This window comes from Flavobacterium seoulense (assembly GCF_000695795.1).
Taxonomy (GTDB): domain Bacteria; phylum Bacteroidota; class Bacteroidia; order Flavobacteriales; family Flavobacteriaceae; genus Flavobacterium; species Flavobacterium seoulense.
Genome location: NZ_JNCA01000023.1, coordinates 19477 through 40999 on the forward strand (window position 1 = coordinate 19477; position 21523 = coordinate 40999).

General features: G+C 33.2%; 12 protein-coding genes and 1 other RNA gene. 11 read left to right on the forward strand and 2 right to left on the reverse strand.

What is annotated here, in order from left to right:
- Positions 1-36 precede the first annotated feature (36 nt).
- From FEM21_RS12305 to FEM21_RS16305, 11 genes are all read left to right on the forward strand, one after another.
- Entirely contained in the window at positions 37-1629 is a 1593-nt protein-coding gene (locus tag FEM21_RS12305; RefSeq protein WP_035660717.1) for a glycoside hydrolase family 43 protein, read from the forward strand.
- Positions 1630-1700: 71 nt separating this feature from the next.
- Entirely contained in the window at positions 1701-3053 is a 1353-nt protein-coding gene (locus FEM21_RS12310; RefSeq protein ID WP_035660719.1) for a family 43 glycosylhydrolase, read from the forward strand.
- Between the two features lie 38 nt (positions 3054-3091).
- A complete protein-coding gene (locus FEM21_RS12315) occupies positions 3092-5686 on the forward strand; it encodes a glycosyl hydrolase 115 family protein (protein ID WP_035660720.1) in 2595 nt (864 codons plus the stop codon).
- A gap of 3 nt (positions 5687-5689) precedes the next feature.
- A complete protein-coding gene (locus FEM21_RS12320; RefSeq protein WP_035660721.1) occupies positions 5690-6820 on the forward strand; it encodes a glycoside hydrolase family 43 protein in 1131 nt (376 codons plus the stop codon).
- A gap of 164 nt (positions 6821-6984) precedes the next feature.
- A complete protein-coding gene (locus FEM21_RS12325) occupies positions 6985-8403 on the forward strand; it encodes a Gfo/Idh/MocA family oxidoreductase (RefSeq protein ID WP_035660723.1) in 1419 nt (472 codons plus the stop codon).
- 22 nt (positions 8404-8425) lie between these two features.
- Positions 8426-9166: a 3-keto-disaccharide hydrolase gene (locus FEM21_RS12330; RefSeq protein WP_035660725.1), complete on the forward strand. Its 741-nt coding sequence runs from the start codon at positions 8426-8428 to the stop codon at positions 9164-9166.
- A gap of 30 nt (positions 9167-9196) precedes the next feature.
- Complete coding sequence (locus FEM21_RS12335; RefSeq protein ID WP_035660726.1) at positions 9197-11284, forward strand: glycoside hydrolase family protein; 2088 nt, start codon at positions 9197-9199, stop codon at positions 11282-11284.
- 420 nt (positions 11285-11704) lie between these two features.
- The gene (locus tag FEM21_RS12340; protein ID WP_035660768.1) at positions 11705-14248 is read left to right on the forward strand and encodes a glycosyl hydrolase 115 family protein; all 2544 of its coding nucleotides are present in this window, start codon (positions 11705-11707) and stop codon (positions 14246-14248) included.
- Between the two features lie 13 nt (positions 14249-14261).
- On the forward strand, positions 14262-16187 hold the full coding sequence (locus FEM21_RS12345) for a sialate O-acetylesterase (protein WP_035660727.1): 1926 nt from the start codon (positions 14262-14264) through the stop codon (positions 16185-16187).
- Positions 16188-16293: 106 nt separating this feature from the next.
- Positions 16294-18867 (forward strand): xylan 1,4-beta-xylosidase, encoded by a 2574-nt coding sequence (gene xyl3A, locus FEM21_RS12350; RefSeq protein WP_035660728.1) that lies wholly within the window; start codon positions 16294-16296, stop codon positions 18865-18867.
- Between the two features lie 321 nt (positions 18868-19188).
- The gene (locus tag FEM21_RS16305; protein ID WP_051627588.1) at positions 19189-19368 is read left to right on the forward strand and encodes a DUF6922 domain-containing protein; all 180 of its coding nucleotides are present in this window, start codon (positions 19189-19191) and stop codon (positions 19366-19368) included.
- Positions 19369-19613: 245 nt separating this feature from the next.
- On the opposite strand, the gene ssrA is transcribed toward FEM21_RS16305, so the two are convergent.
- Positions 19614-20011: a transfer-messenger RNA gene (ssrA, locus tag FEM21_RS16450) on the reverse strand.
- Between the two features lie 89 nt (positions 20012-20100).
- Positions 20101-21267, reverse strand: a complete 1167-nt coding sequence (locus FEM21_RS12360) for a serine hydrolase domain-containing protein (protein ID WP_394332872.1) — start codon at positions 21265-21267, stop codon at positions 20101-20103.
- Positions 21268-21523: the final 256 nt, after the last annotated feature.

A 21523-nucleotide genomic window follows, 5' to 3' on the forward strand; every position in this document is an offset into this window, starting at 1 on the left:
ATTACAATTCTTTTGAAAATTAATATAATCAAAACCATGAATAAAAATTCAATTTTATTATTTTTTGCTTTTATGTATTGTAGTTGTTGTATTGCACAGAAAGCTACTAAAAACCGTACATCTTATACTAATCCAGTTATGTGGGCAGATGTACCCGATATGTCAATTACAAGATCGGGAAGTGATTATTATCTTATTAGTACTACTATGCATTTGATGCCAGGTGCACCAGTTATGACCTCTAAAGATTTGGTTCATTGGGGTATATCAAGTTATGTATTTGATAAACTTACCGATAATTCTAAATATGATTTATTAGATGGTACCGTTTACGGAAGAGGACAATGGGCGGCATCTATTCGTTATCATAAAGGAAAATATTACGTTCTTTTTTCACCTAATGACGAGCCTTTTAAGTCTTACATCTATGTGACTGACGATCCTAAAACTGGAAATTGGAAATTGGTTACCAGAACAAAACATTTCCATGATGCCTCATTATTTTTTGATGATGATAATCGTGTTTTTGTATTTTCAGGTACAAAGATAACGGAGTTAAATGAAGATTTATCTGATGTGAAAAAAGGAGGTATTGATCAAAATATTTTTCAAAAAGACGAAGAAGAAACAGGTCTTTTAGAAGGAAATCAGGTAATAAAACATAAAGGAAAATATTATTTGTTAATGATTTCCTGGCCAAGAGGAAAACCACGCAGACAGGTTTGTTACAGAGCTGATAATATTACCGGTCCTTATGAGAAAAAAGTAATTCTTGAAGATAATTTTGCAGGCTTTCCTTATGCAGGACAAGGATGTATTATTGATGATATAAATGGCAATTGGCATGCTTTAATTTTTCAGGACAGAGGAGCAGTAGGACGTGTTCCATTATTGATGCCAGTTCGTTGGGAAGATGGCTGGCCTATGTTAGGTGATAAAAATGGTAAAGTGCCATTGACTGCTGAAGTTCCACTTAAGCCATTTGATTCAGAAAAGCGTATTGTAGAAAGTGATGATTTTTCTGGAAAACAATTAAAAATTAATTGGCAATGGAATCATAATCCTATTGATAAAGCTTGGTCACTAACAGATAGAAAAGGTTTTCTTCGATTGAAAACAGACAGAATTGTTAAGAATTTATATGAAGCACCCAATACTATTACGCAACGTATGGAAGGACCAAAATGTCAGGGTGTAATTGCTATGGATATTTCTAAAATGAAAGAGGGAGATGTTGCTGGTTTTAGTGTATTTAATGGTCATTCAGCACTTTTATCTGTAGTTGCAGAAGGCAACAAAAAATACCTGACAATGTCAACTAATATTGTTGATCTGGATAATAAATCAAAAGCTATACTTGGAGTTCAGGCTGAAGAAAAAGCGCGGGTTGAATTATCTAAAAATCTGGTTTATCTCCGTATCGATGGTGATTTTAATTTGAACAAAGATTTGGCAACGTTTTATTATAGTTTAGACAATAAAAATTGGGTTGCAATAGGAACTGAATTCAAAATGATTTTTGATTACAGAAAACTTTTTATGGGGACTAAATATGCCATTTTCAATTATGCCACAAAACAAAAGGGAGGCTATGTTGATGTTGATTGGTTTAAGGTAGATTATAAATAAAATCATTAAAAACTAGATGATTTGGGTTATTGGTGAAAAAGTAAATAAACTTGAATTGAAAATAATAATAAATGAAAAAACTAAACATCTGTAAGCTTTCATTATCAATTTTGATTTTATGTCATTATATCACTATAGCGCAAAATCCTATTGTAAGGAATCAATTCTCTGCAGATCCATCTGCGAGAGTATTTGGTGATAGAGTTTATGTTTACCCTTCACATGATATATTAGCAACCGAAGAAAAAGGTAAAAAAGACTGGTTTTGTATGGAAGATTATCACGTTTTTTCTTCTGATAATCTTATTGATTGGACAGATCACGGTATGATAATACATCAAAATAAAGTGCCGTGGGTTCGCCCAGAAAGTTATAGTATGTGGGCACCAGACTGTATAGAACGAAATGGAAAATATTATTTTTATTTTCCATCTACACCAAAGGATACTGTTGTTGATGGAAAAGGATTTTCAATTGGTGTTGCAGTATCTGATAAGCCGTCAGGAAATTTTATACCTGAAGTAAAACCAATTAAAGGAGTTAAAGGAATTGATCCTAATGTATTTATAGATAAAGATGGACAAGCTTATTTGTATTGGTCTGCTCGTGATATTTTTGGAGCAAAGTTAAAAGAGAATATGCTTGAATTAGATTCCGAAGTAAAAACTTTAGCCGATTTACCCTCCAAAGGGCTGAAAGAAGGTCCGTATGTTTTTGAGCGCAAAGGTATTTATTATTTAACCTATCCACATGTCGAAAACAAAATCGAACGCCTAGAATATGCGATTAGTGATAATCCATTAGGGCCATTTAAAGTAATGGGAGTAATTATGGACGAATCTCCTACAGGCTGTTGGACAAATCACCATTCTATTATAGAATTTAAAAATCAATGGTATTTGTTTTATCATCACAATGATTATTCACCAACCTTTGATAAAGCAAGATCAATTAGGGCTGATAGTCTTTCTTTTAATGCTGATGGGACTATTCAAAAAGTAATTCCAACTTTAAGAGGTATTGGTGTTACTAATGCTACAAAAGAAATTCAGATAGATCGATACAGTAAGATAAGTGATAAAGGAGCATCTATCGCTTTTTTAGATCCACTTAATAGTTTTAAAGGTTGGAAAACAATTTTAAATGATTCAAGTGCCTGGATACGATATAACACTGTTGATTTCGGTAAGAAACCTTTAAAATCAATTGTGGTAAAAGTATCATCTAGAAGTGGAGGAACGATACAAATACGTACCCAAAGTAAGGATGGAGTTGTAATTGCAGAGGTCAAAATCCCTGTCAATACTGAATGGCAGAATATAGAAGTACCTCTTAAAAAATTTCAGACAGGAATTCAAGACTTATCCGTGACAATGACTGAAAGCAATAAAGAAGTAGAATTTGATTGGATAAGTTTTAAATAAAAATTATACATTTTTTAATCTATTAAGATATTTTGGATATGAAGAAAGATTTAGTGAAGTTAAATTTAGTTGTTGTTTTATTATTAATTAGCTGTTTTAATGTTGCTTCAGCACAACAAACAACGGGTTTAATGACAAACATTATTTCAGAAAAAACAGAAGGGATTAATTCTGGATTTCCCGTGGTAAGTAAAGAAAAAGTAGCAGCACCTATTCGATACGATGCTTCTGATTTTATAGGAGTTATTCGTGCTGTAAAAGATTTGCAAAACGATATTAGCAGTGTTACTGGAATAAAGCCAGAATTACTTACTACTAATCCTAGCCAAGGAGGATATGAAATTTTAGTAGGGACATTGGGTAAAAATAAACAGATCGATCAGTTAGCATCATCAGGAAAACTGAATACTAAAGACTTAAAAGGTAAATGGGAAAGTTTTGTTATTACAACAATTGATAATCCTAAAAAATCAGGACCTAAACTTTTAGTAATTGCTGGTAGTGATAAGCGAGGTACTATTTATGGTATTTATGAATTATCCAGACAATTAGGAGTTTCTCCATGGTATTGGTGGGCTGATGTACCTGCAAAAAAACGTGCAGTTGCTTATGTATTACCAGGAAGATATGCTTCAGGTGAACCAAAGGTTAAATACAGAGGTATATTTATTAATGACGAAGCGCCTTGTTTTTCTGGCTGGGCAAAAGAAAAATTTGGAGGGGCAAATAGCAAAGTTTATTCACATATGTTTGAGTTATTGTTGCGTTTGCGTGCTAATTATTTATGGCCGGCTATGTGGGGAAATGCTTTTAATGAGGATGATCCGGAAAGCCCACGTATTGCAGATGAATATGGAATTGTAATGGGAACATCTCATCATGAGCCTATGATGCGTGCCCAAAAAGAATGGGGTAAGCACCGTAAAAACTACGGAAATGGAGAATGGAATTATAAAACGAATGAAGCCGGTTTAAAGAAATTTTGGGAAGATGGTTTAGAAAGAAATAAAAACTACGAAAATATCGTAACAATGGGTATGCGTGGTGATGGAGATTTGCCTATGCAGGATTTAGGTAGTGCTGAAGCTAACTTTAAGGAGTTGGAAAGAATTATGAATGACCAACGTGAAATTATAAAAAAAGTAACTAAAAAACCGATTAACCAAACACCTCAAATTTGGGCATTGTATAGTGAGGTTTTAGAATATTTTGATCAAGGAATGAAAGTTCCGGATGATATGACTATTTTACTTTGTGATGATAACTGGGGTAATGTAAGAAGGTTGCCTGAGCTTGGTGCTAAAAAACATCCGGGAGGTTATGGTATTTATTATCATGTTGATTTACACGGTGCTCCTCGAGCTTACCAATGGTTGAATATGACCCAAATTCCGCACATGTGGGAACAATTGCAGCTAACTTATAGCTATGGAGTAGATAAAATTTGGATATTAAATGTGGGAGATTTAAAACCAAATGAGTATCCTTTGGATTTCTTCTTAACAATGGCGTGGAATCCAACTTCTTTTAATGAAAATAATTTACAGGAATATGCCAGAAAATTTTGTGAAGAGCAATTTACTGCTGCCGAAGCTACCGAAGCTGCCGAGATTTTAAGTATGTATTGTAAATTTAATAGCCTTATCACTGCAGAAATGCTGGATGATAAAACTTATAATCTTGAAAGCGGCGAGTTTCTTCAGGTTAAAGATGCTTATTTAGCTTTAGAAACCAGAGCTTTAAGACAATATATGGGGCTTTCTCAAGAATATAAAGATACTTATAAACAGTTGATCTTACATCCAGTAAGGGCCATGGCTAATTTATATGATATGTACTATGCTTTAGCTATGAATAAAAAACTAGCTGCCGAAAAGGATATAAAAGCCAATTATTGGGCTGATCAAGTGGATGTTTGTTTCCAAAGAGATGCTGATTTTTCTAAAGATTACAATCAAAATATTAGTGGAGGAAAATGGAACCACTTGATGGATCAAACACATATTGGTTATAAATCTTGGGATGAACCAAGAGGAGGAAATGTAAAACCTAAAGTTACAAGAATTACCCCAGATGAAGCTAAAAAAGGAGGTTATGTTTTTGACGAAAAAAATCGTATAGTTGTGATGGAAGGAGAGCATTATTTTGCTGTTAAGAATAACCAAAAGACTAATTGGACAGTTATTCCTGATTTAGGAAGAACACTATCTGGTATTGCCTTGATGCCATACAATGAATCAGTAAATGGTACTGAAATTGAATACAAAATGAATTTTGAATCAAAAACAGCTGAAAATGTAAAACTTAGAGTATTCTTTGATTGTACTTTACCATTTAAAAAAGGAGGACAGAGTGTATCAGCATCTTTCAACGGTGCTAAAGAAGAATCATGGAACATTAATGATCAATTGACCTGGCAAAATAATTATTCGAAAATGTATCCAGCGGGAGCAGCGCGTATGATTGAAACTACTGTAACCTTGGAATTACCAAAAAATACAAATGATGGATCATACACATTAAAAATAAAACCGTTGGATCCAGGGATTGTTATCTACAAAGTAATAGTAGATTTTGGAGGTTTTGAAGAAACTCATTTAAAAATGCCTGAAAGTCAATATAAAAAGCAATAAAAAATGATTAATAAAATAAGTTTTAGTTGGATTTTATTGCTAGTTGTAACCGTATCTACTGCTCAAAAGACAAAAGAAACACAAATAGCTTTAAATCCTCAAAAGGTTAAAAAAGTTTTTATTTATACCAATCCTGTCACAAGGGATACAGCAATTTCAATGCGTGATCATTTTATTATAAAAGCTGAAAATAAATGGTATGCAGTAGGTACATCTAATCCTGTTTGGACAGGACATAATCCAGGAGTACGAATGTTAGTGTCTGATGATCTTATTAATTGGAAGCAACATTCGTTTATAATAGATTCCAGCAAATTACCAGCCGATTGTCCTTATAATGGACGTTTTTGGGCTCCTGAGATTCATTTTATACAAAATAAATATTGGTTAACTGTTAACAGTGGAAAAGTAACCGCCGAAGATCCTAAAGGAATGAATACGCATAGTGCTTGGTTGTTCTCATCAGATAAAGTTACAGGTCCATATAAATTAGTCAACGGACCATTAACGCCTCAATACAACAATGATGCAACTTTATTTGAAGATGAAGATGGGCAAACTTATTTTTATTGTAGTGGAAATGGATTATTTCAGGCTAAAATTGATTTAAAATCAGGTAAGTTAACTACTCCTATTGAAAAATTTTTAGATAAAAAACAGCCTGGATATCCGGAATGGATGATAGGAGGTATTGAAGGACCATTTGTAATAAAAAGAGAAGGAACTTATTTCATGTTCTTTTCTAGCTGGACACGCGGTTATGAAGTAGGCTTGTTAAAATCAAAATCACCCTTAGGACCATGGGAATTAGTTTCACAAGAACCTATTTTTGGCACTCGAAAAAAACACTATCGTCCTGAACTTGCTCAAGGTGGAGGTTATTCTCATTTAAAATTTTCAGATACTGCTGATCCTTACCAAGAGACTGGGCATAATGCTTTATTTATAGGACCGGACAATCAGTTATGGAGTTCTTGTCATTATTTTATGGATGAAAAAAGACCTTATCCGTATAGTCAAACTTTTGAAGAATGGGAAAAAACGCCGCAAATGGGAATTGAGCCAGTATATTATAAAGATGGAAGATTTTTTATAAAAGAAGCAAGCTGGACTAAACAAACAGTTGAATACTAATAATTCACATTTAGTTTAATACAAGATATTATATCTCCGATAAAAGAAATAATTACTTATACCTTCAAATATGTAGAGTTTATTTGAATTATTGTAAGCAGTATTTGATTTTGCTATTAGTAACACACAATGAGATTATTCAACACAATTAAAATAATTTTAATATGAGTAAAAGAGAAAATTCAAGACGTACATTTTTAAAACAAACTATGTTAGCATCAGCTGCTGTTTCAATATCTCCGTTATTATTTGCACAATCTAATACGCCTTTAGAGAAAGAACGGGTAAAATTAGCTTTAATAGGTATTGGTAATCGTGGAGGTCAGATTGCAAAGGATTTATTTGCAACTGGTTTATGTGAAATTGTAGCTCTTTGTGATGTAGATATGGGAGCAAAGCATACACAAGAAATTATGGCAATGTTCCCAAAAGCAAAACAATTCAAAGACTTTCGGGAAATGTTTAATAAATCAGGAAATGATATTGAAGCTGTTTCAGTAGGAACACCAGATCATTCTCATTTCCCTATTTGCATGATGGCATTATCTTTAGGAAAGCATATTTATGTTGAAAAGCCAATGGCTTGTACGTTTTATGAAATAGAATTGATGATGAAGGCAGCCAGAAAGCATCCTAATTTGGTAACTCAAGTTGGTAATCAAGGGCATTCTGAAGCTAACTATTTTCAGTTTAAAGCATGGAAAGAGGCTGGAATTATTAAAAATATAAGAGAAGTAGTAGCTCACATGAATTCTCCTCGACGGTGGCATGGTTGGGATCCAAACATATATAAGCTTCCAGAAGGACAACCCATTCCGCAAGGAATGGATTGGAATACATGGTTGATGGCTAAACCCTACCATGATTATAGTGATAAATACCATCAGGGTAATTGGCGCTGTTGGTATGATTTTGGAATGGGAGCATTAGGAGATTGGGGAGCTCATATTTTAGATACAGCTCATGAATTTCTTGATCTTGGGTTACCTTATGAAGTAAATCCAATTAAATTAGAAGGACACAATGATTATTTCTTTCCTATGTCCTCTACAATCCAATTTAAATTTCCTAAAAGAGGTGCTATGCCTCCTATGAATATTACTTGGTATGATGGTGTAAATAACATGCCACCTTTACCATCTGGATACGGTACTTCAGAACTGAATGCAAATATTCCAACAGTTGCGGGAGCAAAGTTACAGGAAGCAAAATTAAATCCCGGAAAAATTATTTACAGTGATGATCTCATTTTTAAAGGCGGTTCGCATGGAAGTACTTTAAGTATTATACCAAGTGAAAAAGCCAAAGCAGTGGAATTAAAATTACCAAAAGTTCCTGTAAGTACTTCGAATCACTTTGCTAATTTTCTTTTATCCTGTTTAGGAAAAGAAAAAACAAGATCACCGTTCGAAATTTTTGGTCCATTAAGTCAGGTCTTCTCTTTGGGAGTGATTGCTCAGAGATTAAATACTCCTATTAAGTTTGATCGGGATTCAAAAACGATTACAAACAATCAGTTTGCTAATGCTTTATTGACAGATGTTCCACCACGTAAAGGCTGGGAGGAATTCTATAAAATTTAATAATCAAAAAGGGATTTAAACCATGAAAAAAATAATATTATCAGCTGTAGTTTTATTGAGCACATTTGTTTTACAAGCTCAAAGTAATAATTCAAATACCTTAACAAAAAATGAAATTAATGAAGGTTGGGAACTATTATGGGATGGAAAAACAACCAATGGATGGAGAGGGGCGAGAATGGAAACATTTCCTGCTAAAGGTTGGAGTATTGTAAATGGTACTTTAAAAGTACACAGTACTGATGGAGGGGAATCTTCTAATGGAGGAGATATTGTTACAGTTAAGAAATACAAAAACTTTATTTTAAAAGTAGATTTTAAAATCACTAAAGGTGCTAATAGCGGAATAAAATATTTTGTAGACTCTGATTTAAATAAAGGAGCAGGATCAGCAATAGGCTGTGAGTTTCAGATACTAGACGATGAAAATCATCCTGATGCAAAAAATGGAGTAAAAGGAAACCGTACTCTAGGTTCATTATATGATTTAATAACTTCTAAAAGAGATAAGAATTTTAAGTTTGATAAAGATAGTTTTAACACCGCTACCATTGTTGTTCAAAATGAAAAAGTAGAGCATTGGCTGAATGGAATAAAACTGGTAGAATATACTCGAAATAACCAAATGTGGAATGCTTTAGTAGCTTACAGTAAATACAAAGACTGGCCAAATTTTGGAAATGCTGTAGAGGGAAATATTTTATTGCAGGATCATGGAAATGAAGTGTTTTTCAAAAATATAAAAATTAAAGTTTTAAAATAAAATAGTATTTCAAAAGTATAAAAAGTAGAAATGAAAAAACAAAATAGAATTTTAGTAACCTTAGGACTACTGGTATTGAGTATTACTGCAGTGAGTGGTCAAAATAGTGCAACTTCAAATAAAAATTCAGATAAAGCATTTGTGCATCAATCAATAGGAAATCCTTATTTACCATTGTGGGAGCATTTGCCTGATGGTGAACCCAGAGTTTTTGAAGATCCTGATCATGCTGGAAAATATCGAGCCTATATTATTGGCTCACATGATGCGCGTTTCTCAAGTTATTGTGGTACAGATATAAGAATATGGTCAGCTCCAGTGGAAGATTTGTCCAGCTGGCGTGATGAAGGACCTGCTTTTACTTATGAAGTAGATGGAAAATGGGATGTTATGTATGCTCCTGATATTGTCGAAATTAAAAGAAAAGACGGTAAAAAGGAATATTATTTGTATCCTCACAGTCGTGGGCAAAATAGAGAAGCAATGGTTGCTAAGGGAACCAGACCCACTGGGCCTTTTACACCAGTAAATTTAACTGTTGATGGAAAGCGTACTGTACCTGGAAGTATTCTGGGATTTGATCCAGCTGTTTATATTGAATATATTACTGATCCAAAAGATCCAGATTTTGAAATTGGTTTTAGAGCTTATGGTTACTGGGGATTTCAAAAATCATCAGCTGCACAATTAGATCAAAATACCATGTATTCGCTTAGACCAGGTACCAAATTAATTGAAAACTTTTTACCTGCCAGTTCGAGATATGGAGTTCCCAGAGCTCCTGAAGGTACAGAATTTACCCAAGTCTATCCGGGAGAAGATTTAGGTTCATTCAATTTTTTCGAAGCATCTTCTATTCGAAAAGTAGGGAATAAGTATGTGTCTATTTATAGTGGCTATTCAGGACCAGAATATGGAATTGGCAGTTCTAATTCAACTTTACGTTATGTTGTCGGTGATTCTCCTTTAGGTCCATGGAAAACGGGAGGTGTTTTAGTTGATTCCCGTGCTCCTGTACTTAATCAAGATGGTACAGCAATAATAACTTCTAATGCTGGACATAATACTCATGGTAGTATTGAACAAATAAACGGGCAGTGGTATGCTTTTTATCACAGGCCTCCTAGAGGTTTTGGTTTTGCACGTCAGGCGATGGTGGCTCCTGTTACAGTAAAATGGGATGAAAAACCTGTCTCAGAAGGAGGAACTGTTCATATTAGTGCTTTTGATCCTTACACTCCGGATAAACTATTGTCAGTAAAAGATAAACAAGGTCGTGAATACAAAGGAGCTGAAGTTACATCTGAAGGTTTTCACTTTTATGGGCTTGATCCATATAAATATTATTCATCAGGATACGCCAGTTATCTTTCTAATAACAGCAGTCAACAAGATTCGTGGGATATATGGGATAATCACATGCCCATTACAAACGTTAAAAATGCTAATATAATTGGATATAAATATTTCGGTTTTGGAGGACTTAAAAAAGGGCAAAATGGATTAAAAGCTTTTGAAGGTACTAAAAAAGGAAATAACACTAAGCTTGAAGTATTTCTTACTCCTAAGAGCACTAAATCATTTAAAGTCAATATCTGGTTAGATGGACCTTGGGATAATGATACCTGGAAAGGAAAGAAAATAGGAGAAATTACAGTTCCTGAAAATTCAAAACAAGAAACGATACAGTTTAGTGTAGATGTTTCAAAGTTTGTAGATGAATTAGATAAAAAACATGCTATATTTCTGGTTGCAGAAGGAAATGATCAGGAATCGCTCTTTGATTTTATGGGACTTGGTTTTAGTTCAAAAAACAAGAAAATATCTCGTCCAGTTCCACCTGTTGTAAATATTATTGTAGATGGAAAATCAATATCAGTTCCTCCAACTCCAGTAAGATCTACAGAAGCTAATGGTATTGTTGGTTATGATATTTATGAAACTACTTATAGTGTTCAATCTGACGCAACAAAAGTTCCAGTAGTATCAGCTTCTACTAATAATCCTAAAGTAAAAGTTACCGTTGAACAAGCAGCTACCTTGGCAGGTAAAGCTATTGTGAAATTTGATTATAATGGTGTTGTAAAAACTTATTACGTGCAGTTTGTTTCAAAATAGATTTTAAAAATATTCTAAACATAGAAATGAATTATAGAATAGTTATAACAAAAGGACAGTCTTAAAAATATTTTTAGACTGTCTTTTTGTTTATATAAATTTTGCTAAAAAGTAAAACAACCGATTGCGTATATCATGTTTTTTAATATATTTGCTTTTATAAATTATTGAATAATATATCTTTTTGTAAAAAAGAATAAATTGTTACATATAATTTAATGCTATTAAACCAACCACTTGTATTACTTTTCGATTTATCTTTTAATTTAAATCCGATTTAGGATTAAAATCTAAAAGTGAGTATTCTTTCTTTTAAATTATTTTAATAAATAAATTAGAATAATTTAAATGATGAAAATCATTCGATTAATAATAGTCTGGTTTAAAATTTCTAAAATAATTAAACCAAATATTGTTAATATGAAAAATAGAAAGTTGTTTAAAATTTTTAATGTGTTTATGTTGTTGATGTCTCTTAATGGATTTGCCATTGGAGAACCTACTTACATAAGTACAAAAATTGCAGAAAACCAATTTACATTGTCTTCAGCTGCTAAAGGTTCAACTACTTTGTTTGTTAGTTCAGAAGATCATACAGGAGTAATTTCGGCACTTAAAAATCTAAAATCTGATATAGGAAAAGTTACTGGTCGTGAACCTGATATTAAATACACTAATAAACCAGATGCTAAAGAAGTAATTATTGTAGGAACAATTGGAAAAAGTCCTATTATTGACCAATTAGTTAAAAGTAAAAAATTAGATGTGAAAAATGTTTCTGGTAAATGGGAATCTTTTGTAATACAAACTATTGAATCTCCATTTCCAGGAGTGGAAAAAGCACTTGTTATTGCTGGAAGTGATAAGCGAGGAACCATTTATGGTATTTATGATATATCAAAAAATATCGGAATATCTCCATGGTATTACTGGGCAGATGTACCTGTTGCAAAACAAGAATCATTATTCGTTAAAAATGGCCGTTATGTAATCGAAAGTCCAAAAGTAAAATACAGAGGTATTTTTCTTAATGATGAAGCCCCAGCTCTTAGTGGATGGTCTAAAGAGAAATTTGGAGGGTTTAACAGTAAATTCTATGAAAAAGTTTTTGAATTATTACTTCGTTTAAAAGGAAATTATCTTTGGCCGGCTATGTGGGGAAGTGCATTTTATGATGACGATCCTGCCAATGGTATCTTGGCAAATGAAATGGGGATTGTAATGGGAACTTCTCATCATGAACCTATGGCAATGGCACAACAAGATTGGCATAGATACACTTCACGTAATAAATTATCAAAGGTTTGGGATTACACTAAAAATAAAGATATTTTACAGCAATCATGGAAATTTGGTATTGAGAGAAGTAAAAACTGGGACAAAATAGTTACTGTAGGAATGCGTGGAGATGGGGATGAAGCTATGGGCGAAGGTACGAATATCGGTTTGCTGGAGCAGATTGTAAAGGATCAGCGTAAAATAATAGAAAATGTCACAGGTGAAAAAGCAGAGAAAACGCCTCAGGTGTGGGCATTGTATAAAGAAGTACAGGAATATTATGACCATGGTATGAAAGTTCCAGATGATGTAACCTTATTGTTTTGTGATGATAATTGGGGCAATGTTCGTAAGCTTCCAGAAGTTAATGCAAAATCTCGTAAAGGAGGATACGGGATGTATTATCATTTTGATTATGTAGGCGGTCCTCGTAATTCAAAATGGATTAATATTAGTCCAATTCAACGTGTTTGGGAACAAATGAATTTGAGTTATACTCATGGTGTACAGGAACTTTGGGTAGTAAATGTAGGAGATTTAAAACCAATGGAATATCCAATTAGTTTCTTTTTAGATATGGCATGGGATCCCTCTAAATTTAACACTCAAAATTTATTATCTCATACAGAAAATTGGTGTACTCAGCAATTTGGAGAACAATATGCAAAAGAGGCTGCACGAATTATTAATTTGTATGCAAAATATAACAGAAGGGTAACACCTGAAATGCTAGACGATAAAACCTATAGTTTAGATAACTACAATGAATTTGAAAAAGTAACAGCAGATTATCGTAATCTGGCCTTAGACGCACTTCGATTGTATTATAAAATCCCTGCAGATTACAAAGATGCTTTTGATCAGTTAGTTTTATATCCCGTAAATGCTTGTAGTAACCTTTATGAAATGTATTATGCAGTAGCAAAAAATAAAGTTTGTGCTAAAGCAAATGATATTCAGGCTAATTATTGGGCAGATAAAGTAGAAGAATGCTTTAAAAGAGATGTTGATTTAGCTTATTCGTATAATAATATTATTGCAGATGGAAAGTGGAAACACATGATGGATCAAGTACACATTGGATATACTTCCTGGCAAGAACCCCGCAGAGCGAAAATGCCAGAAGTACTTCGTGTAGCTGCTGAAAATCAAAATACTTTGATACAAAAAACATTTGTTGAAAAAGATGGTTATGTGTCTATTGAAGCAGAAAATTTTAGCAGAACCAGTAATTCTTCCAGAATTAATTGGGAGATTATTCCTTTTTTAGGAAAAACTAAATCAGCTATAACGACTTTTCCTCAAAATGCATATCCTAAAGAGAATGAGGATATTTATGTAGAATATGATGTAGATTTTGCAACCACTGGTGAGTTTGAAGTTCAGTTGTTGTTTTCACCAACATTAAATTTTAATTCTAACAAAGGACTTCGATATACCATTGGTTTTGATAAAACGACACCACAACTTATCAATTTAAATGGTCATTACAAAGGAGAATTAGGACGTTGGCAATCCGAACATATTATAAAATCAGTAACTAAGCATAAAATAGAGACTATTGGAAAACATACATTACGTTTTTCAGTAAAAGAAGCAGGACTTGTATTGCAAAAAATATTAATTAATACAGGTGGTTTAAAACCAAGTTATCTCGGAGCTCCTGAAAGTCCAATTGTAAAGTAAAATACACAGACAAATGAAATTATTTAAAAAAGTAATAATAATTCTAATTACTATAATTGGGGCAAACGATGTTGTTGCAAAAGTTAGATTACCTCGTTTAATAAGTAACGGAATGGTACTTCAACGTGATGCTCCACTGAAAATTTGGGGATGGGCAGAAGCTGGTGAAAAAGTACAAGTTGAGTTTTTGGGCAAAAAATACCAAACAAAAACAGATAAACAAGGAAACTGGAAAGTAAGTTTACCTTCAATAGCTGCTGGTGGTCCTTACACAATGAAAGTTAATGAGATTGAGATCAAAGATATTTTGATAGGAGATGTTTGGTTATGTTCTGGACAGTCTAATATGGAATTGATGGTAAATAGAGTACTTGATTTATACGAAAACGAAATAAAGCAAGTCAATAATACTAATATTCGTTATTTTAAACCATCAATACGTACTGAATCACAAACGCCTCAAACTGATTTTAAAGAAGGAACATGGCTTCCTGCTACACAGGAAAATATTATGAATTTTTCTTCATTATCATTTTTTTATGGTGATCAGCTGTATCAAAAGCATAAGGTGCCTATTGGACTTATTAATAATGCTATTGGAGGAACTGCTATAGAATCTTGGGTGAGTGAAGATTTTATGAATTCCTATATGGATAAATGGAATAAATCAAAGGCGAAGTCTGATTCTATTCGTGCACTTAGACCTTCAACAGCTAATCCGGTTAGATTTAATTTTAATGCCGAATTGGCGAAAAATGATCCAGGTTTAGGGCGTTGGTCAAAAAATGATGTGAATACTTCTGATTGGTCTGAGATTGCTCTTCCCGGGTATTGGTCAGACAAAGGAGTCAATATGCGCATGGGGTCGATGTGGTTTTATAAAGAATTTTATGTTCCGGACTCGCTGGTAAATCAAAAAGATGCTGTACTTAGAATGGGACGTATTATTGAGAGCGATTCTACTTTTGTAAATGGAAAATTTGTTGGAACAATTTCGTACCAATATCCTCCCCGGAATTATAAATTGCCAGAAGGAATTTTAAAACCAGGTATAAATAAACTAATGGTAAGAGTAATTTTACCCAATGGAAAAGGCGGATTTGTTGAAGATAAAACCTATGAACTTCGTTTAGGTTCTCAAAAAATAGATTTAACAGGACAATGGAAATACCACATTGGTGCTAATCTTAAACCGCAAGCTGCACAAACTTCTGGAGGAGGTGTAGGAACGCGTCCGTCTGGATTGTACAATAGCCTTACAAGTCCGATAATTGGCTATCAAATAAAAGGAATAATATGGTATCAGGGAGAATCAAATACAGGAATGCCAACAAAAGAATATCAGGATCTATTTAAAAATTTGATAAGTAGTTGGCGAACTAAATTTAATTTACCTAATATGCCGTTTGTTTTTGCTCAGTTGGCTAATTTAGGTGTACCAAATAAACAGCCAGGCGAAAGCGGGATAGCAAATATACGTGAAGCACAAAGACGTACTTTAGAAGTAGCAAACACTGGTATGGCGGTTACCACTGATCTTGGAGAATGGAATGATATTCATCCTTTAAATAAAAAGGAGGTAGCACGAAGATTAGCCCTGGAAGCTGCACGAGTAGCTTATAATGATAAATCTATAATTAGTTCAGGTCCTTTGTTTGATACAATGGAAATTATAGACAATAGTGTTGTAATTAATTTTAAGTCTGTAGGTAGTGGACTATTTACTAACAATTTGTTAGATGGATTTCAAATTGCAGGCTCAGATGGTAAATTTGAATGGGCAAATGCCGTAGTAATTTCAGACAATAAAGTTAAGGTCTGGAACAAAAAAGTAACTAATCCAACTGTCATTCGATATGCCTGGGATGACAATCCAGCTTTTGCCAATTTAAAAAATAAAGAAGGTTTACCAGCTTCACCATTTACTACAAACAAATAAAGCCATCAATAATCATTTTTAAATTTAAGAATGTTAAAAATACTTAATACCATGAACTAAGGTATTATTCTATTAACAGACCACTTAATTAATAAAATATAGATTTATGAAAAAAATATTCTTTTATCTTCTCAGTTTTCTATTCTCAATGACTTTGTTGGCTCAACAATATCCTTATCAAAATACTAAATTGAATGCTAATGATAGAGCAAAGGATTTATTATCCCGTCTTACACTTGAGGAAAAAGCAGCATTAATGCAAAATAATTCACCAGCTATTCCACGATTAGGCATTAAGGCATACGAATGGTGGAATGAAGCCCTTCACGGTGTAGGTCGTTCAGGATTAGCAACTGTCTTTCCACAAGCTATTGGTATGGCGGCCTCATTCAATGAAACCTTGTTATTTAATTCATTTACAGCTATCGCAGATGAAGCAAGAGCAAAATCAAATAAATTTAGTGAACAAGGAGGATTAAAACGTTATCAGGGATTGACTTATTGGACTCCAAATGTAAATATATTTCGTGATCCTCGTTGGGGTCGAGGGCAGGAAACCTATGGAGAAGATCCTTTTTTAACCAGTCGAATGGGAGTGGCAGTGGTTAAAGCTTTGCAGGGACCTGAAGGTAGTGAATATGACAAATTACATGCCTGCGCTAAACATTATGCTGTTCATTCAGGTCCTGAATGGAACAGACATTCGTTTAATGCCGAAAATATTAAACCTCGTGACTTATGGGAAACTTATTTACCCGCTTTTAAAGATTTAGTACAAAAAGCTAATGTAAAGGAAGTAATGTGTGCCTACAATAGTTTTGAGGGGGAGCCTTGCTGTGGAAGTAATCGTTTATTAACCCAAATTCTTCGTGATGACTGGGGCTTTGACGGATTGGTAGTGTCAGACTGTTGGGCTATTTCTGATTTTTATCATACAAATGCACATGCAACTCAACCTGATGCTACCCATGCAGCTGCCAATGCAGTTTTAAATGGAACTGATTTGGAGTGTGGTAGTGATTTTCGTAATCTGCCAGATGCTGTTAAGAATGGATTAGTAGATGAAAAACGTATTGATGTTTCGTTATTACGATTGTTAAAAGCCCGTTTTGAATTGGGAGAAATGAATGAAAAACCTGTTTGGGAAATTCCTTATTCAGTAGTTAATAGTAAAGAGCATCAGGCATTAGCACTACGTATGGCAGAAGAAAGTATTGTATTATTACAAAATAAGAATAATATCCTACCATTGAATAGAAAGCTCAAAGTGGCAGTTATGGGACCTAATGCAAAAGACTCTGTAATGCAATGGGGAAATTACAATGGGTTTCCTGCTCATACAGTTACTTTGCTAGAGGCAGTTCGTAAAGTATTACCAGAATCCCAATTAATTTATGAATGGGGATGTGATCGTACCAACGACGTTGCCATTAGCAGTCTTTTTTCAGAATGTAGTATTGATGGTAAAAAAGGTTTTGTTGCTCAATACTGGAATAACACAACCGCTGAAGGAAATCCTGTTTTAACAGATGTCCTTTCAAGTCCGTTTCATTTAACTACTATGGGAGCTACAGCTTTTGCTGCAGGAGTTAATATTCAGAATTTTTCAGCTCGTTATAAAACAATTTTCAAACCAACTAAATCAGGAGATGTAGCATTCCAATTTCAAACGAATGGAAGAACATCTTTAACTATTGATGGAGAAAATGTAGTAAAAAATGTTTTTGCAAACAATACCACTAATGTTTATACATTAAAAGCCGAGGCAGGTAAATCATATATTATTGAAATTTTGTTTTCTCAAAAAAATGCAGATGCAGCACTAAATTTTGATTTTGGATCATTAATACCTGTAGATTTGGCTGCCAGTATTGCCAGAGTAAAAGATTCCGATATTGTAATATTTGCTGGTGGTATCGCTCCATCATTGGAAGGAGAGGAAATGCGCGTGACAATTCCAGGGTTTAAAGGCGGTGACCGTACTGATATTGAACTACCATCTATTCAGCGCCGTATGCTTCAAGCATTAAAAGCTGCTGGAAAGAAAGTAGTGTTTGTAAATTTCTCTGGTTCAGCAATGGGATTTGTTCCTGAAACTGAATCTTGTGAAGCAATTGTACAGGCTTGGTATCCAGGACAGGCTGGTGGGACAGCTATTGCCAATGTACTTTTTGGAGATTATAATCCATCAGGTCGTTTGCCGGTAACTTTTTATAAAAATAGCAATCAATTGCCTGATTTCGAAGATTATTCTATGAAAGGCAGAACTTATCGTTTTATGTCTAATCCACTTTTCCCATTTGGATTTGGATTGAGTTATACCAATTTTACAATTGGTAAAGCTAAACTCAATAAAACAACTATAAAAAATAATGAGACAGTAGATATTACTATTCCGATATCTAATACAGGTAAACTCAATGGTTCAGAAACAGTTCAGATTTATGTTAGAAAAATTAATGATACTGATGGTCCTCTTAAAACCATGAGAGAATTTCAACGTGTAGAAATTGAATCTGGAAAATCAAAAGACGTAAAACTTTCGTTAAAACCTTCTACTTTTGAATTCTTTGATTCGGTTCAAGCAAAAGTAATTGTTGCATCTGGGGACTATGAAGTTTTATATGGAAAAAGTTCAGATTTAAAAGATTTAAAAGTAATAAAAGTTACTATTCAATAGCTTATTATTGCTAGTCTTTATCTTTGGTAAGCATCATCTTTTTGAATCTTTAGTTATGATAAACTAAAGTTCTCTTTCTTGATGCTTACTTTTTATATATTTTAACTAACAATTTGAATTATAATTAGTTTATCTATCTAATTCAAATTTCTAAACTCTTGTGGAGTATTTCCTGTTTAGTACAAATGTTAACTTCTATTACAAAAGGTAAGAGAGTAATGAATACTTCGCCGGCTTTGAAAATAGAAGAAGCACTTGGTTTAGAAGAAGGTTATTTCATGATTCTACAGGTTTATTATAACATAGAGCAAGAAAAAAAAGATGAATAAACTCCGTACTGATTTACCTCAGTTGAGACCTGTATTATTTTGGGATACTAAAATAAATACAATTGACTGGGAGAAACAGAAAAAAGCTATTATCAAAAGAGTTTTTGAACGTGGTAATGAGAAGGAGAAAAGGAAGTTATCTATTTTTATGAAGTTGAAACGTTTGATATGACGTTAAACAATTCTATTATAGAATAGTAAATAATAAAATTATACGATACCTGTTTGGATATACTTTTGCATCTTATAAAAGAGTTCGACAATCCCAAATACTTATTAAAAGTGTATTGTGTGTAAAGTGTTGATTATTAATTTTTTTCGATAATAAAATGAATTTATCAATCGAACCCTTATTATGCATTGATTATATTAGGTTTTAACATAAAAAAAGGCAGAAAATTATATGATTTTCTGCCTTTGTGGAGTCGCCGGGAATCGAACCCGGGTCCAAACAAGCAACTAAAGAGCTTTCTACACGCTTATTTCCTGATTAGATTTTCGATGTTAAGCTAGGTCAGGAACAACCACTCAACACTTATCTTCTTAATTTTTGAAATCCACCCGAAGCTCATGGAGATCTAGGTTTATTTTTACGGTTCCCCTAAACAGAACGCCACAAACCAAGGCTTTCAAGGAGAATCCAGCTTCCCTACCTTGTAGGGACGTGGCTAATCGTACTATAATTCAGATTATGCAGCTAAAGCGTAGTTATTTTCGCCGTGTAAAAGTTTGTACCCTTGGATTTACGAGCAAAAAGTACCATGCTCGACGTGCTTACTGTTCAATTCGACTTGCTGTCAAAACCAGTCGACCCCAGTTTTATAATACTCAAAAAAATTGAGTGCGCAAATGTACAATTTTCTAGTTGAATATTGCAATTAGAATACTAATCTTACTGCAAAAATTATTCCTCTTTGTCGTCTTTACCTAATTTAAATGGATAATCTCCAAATAATGGTGCTAATTTTCTAACCTGATACGTCTTAGTCGTAAATTTATTCGATAAGGCAATGATAGTTACATGTTCTTTTGTTAATGTAATAAAAGAAGAGGTGTTTCCGTGCCACCAGCCATTATGGAAGTAGAAATTTTGTCCTGTTTCCCAATTAATCATTCGTATTCCTAAACCGTAATTTTTCTCACCTTTACGTTCCTGACTAAAAGGAGTATAGACCAGTTTTAGTAATTTTGGACTTAAAAAATCTGGTGAATTTCTAGCCATATCAAATTTTAATAAATCTCTTGGAGTAGAATAGATGTTTTTATCTCCGTAAATTTTATCAAGATAGTCTTTCCCAATTTCGACTTTATTGCCTTTATAAGAAGTAACAGCTGAGTCTTTGTCTTTTTCATAATCAAAAACATAGGTGTGATTCATTCCTAATGGTTTAAAAATCATGCGTTCCATAGCTTTTTTATAACTAAGTCCTGTTGCTTTTTCGATAATAAGGGCTAAAACAGCATAGTTGGTATTACAATAAGCAAAACGAGTATTAGTTCTGGCTTCCAGACCAATGTCTTTTGTTGCCATTAAATTCACAATATCTTTATTAGTCAGAATATCATGTCGATCCCAAACACCATCTTTTTTATCGGTGAAATAAGCATAATTACGCATTCCGCTACGGTGATTTAAAAGCATTTTAACCGTAACTTCAGGAAAAGGGAAATTCTTTATTATGGTATTTACTTTTTGGTCTAAACCAATTTTTTTTGCATCTATTAATTTCAAAATTGCCGATGCAGTAATCACTTTAGTAACCGAAGCTAAATGTAATGGAGTAGTAGCAGTAATAGGTCTCTCGTCTCTAAAATTGGCCATTCCTTCGTATTTCTCATAGATAATCTGACCATTTTTAGCGACCAGAAAACTGCCATTCATACTGTTGTTTGGCCAGTTTTTATTATAAAAATGCTCAATCGAATTTTTCTTCGAATTAATATATTGAGCAGTCAATTTTGGAAGCTGATTCTTTGAAGGTTCCATGTGGGGTAGCGTATCTTTAGGTAATTCATCTTCTCCCAGGATTCCTTCTTTATTCTTTTGGTTACAAGAACTCAAAACTAACATCAGCATGAGGAATTGTAGTATATTTGTCTTTTTTATAAAAATCATTATTATAGGGCTATATTGGCAAATATATAGAATCAAATGTTTTTGGTCGGTATTTTTTTTAACCTTAACAGATTTTTTTGAAAGTTTATAAAGAACTTTTTTTCTATGTTTTTGGCTTTCAGCTTTTAATGATTTTGACATGAAAATCTACTCAAAAAATAAATTAAATTATTGTTTTTCTCTGTAGTAAAATACTGTTTGAAGCACTAGA

Bases quoted from the DNA above. Each gene is read 5' to 3' on its own strand.
- FEM21_RS16305 (WP_051627588.1), top strand. From the start codon at position 19,189: ATGAATAAACTCCGTACTGATTTACCTCAGTTGAGACCTGTATTATTT.
- FEM21_RS12305 (WP_035660717.1), top strand. From the start codon at position 37: ATGAATAAAAATTCAATTTTATTATTTTTTGCTTTTATGTATTGTAGT.
- FEM21_RS12345 (WP_035660727.1), top strand. From the start codon at position 14,262: ATGAAATTATTTAAAAAAGTAATAATAATTCTAATTACTATAATTGGG.
- xyl3A (WP_035660728.1), top strand. From the start codon at position 16,294: ATGAAAAAAATATTCTTTTATCTTCTCAGTTTTCTATTCTCAATGACT.
- FEM21_RS12315 (WP_035660720.1), top strand. From the start codon at position 3,092: ATGAAGAAAGATTTAGTGAAGTTAAATTTAGTTGTTGTTTTATTATTA.
- FEM21_RS12335 (WP_035660726.1), top strand. From the start codon at position 9,197: ATGAAAAAACAAAATAGAATTTTAGTAACCTTAGGACTACTGGTATTG.
- FEM21_RS12325 (WP_035660723.1), top strand. From the start codon at position 6,985: ATGAGTAAAAGAGAAAATTCAAGACGTACATTTTTAAAACAAACTATG.
- FEM21_RS12360 (WP_394332872.1), bottom strand. From the start codon at position 21,267: ATGTTAGTTTTGAGTTCTTGTAACCAAAAGAATAAAGAAGGAATCCTG.
- FEM21_RS12320 (WP_035660721.1), top strand. From the start codon at position 5,690: ATGATTAATAAAATAAGTTTTAGTTGGATTTTATTGCTAGTTGTAACC.
- FEM21_RS12330 (WP_035660725.1), top strand. From the start codon at position 8,426: ATGAAAAAAATAATATTATCAGCTGTAGTTTTATTGAGCACATTTGTT.
- FEM21_RS12340 (WP_035660768.1), top strand. From the start codon at position 11,705: ATGAAAAATAGAAAGTTGTTTAAAATTTTTAATGTGTTTATGTTGTTG.
- FEM21_RS12310 (WP_035660719.1), top strand. From the start codon at position 1,701: ATGAAAAAACTAAACATCTGTAAGCTTTCATTATCAATTTTGATTTTA.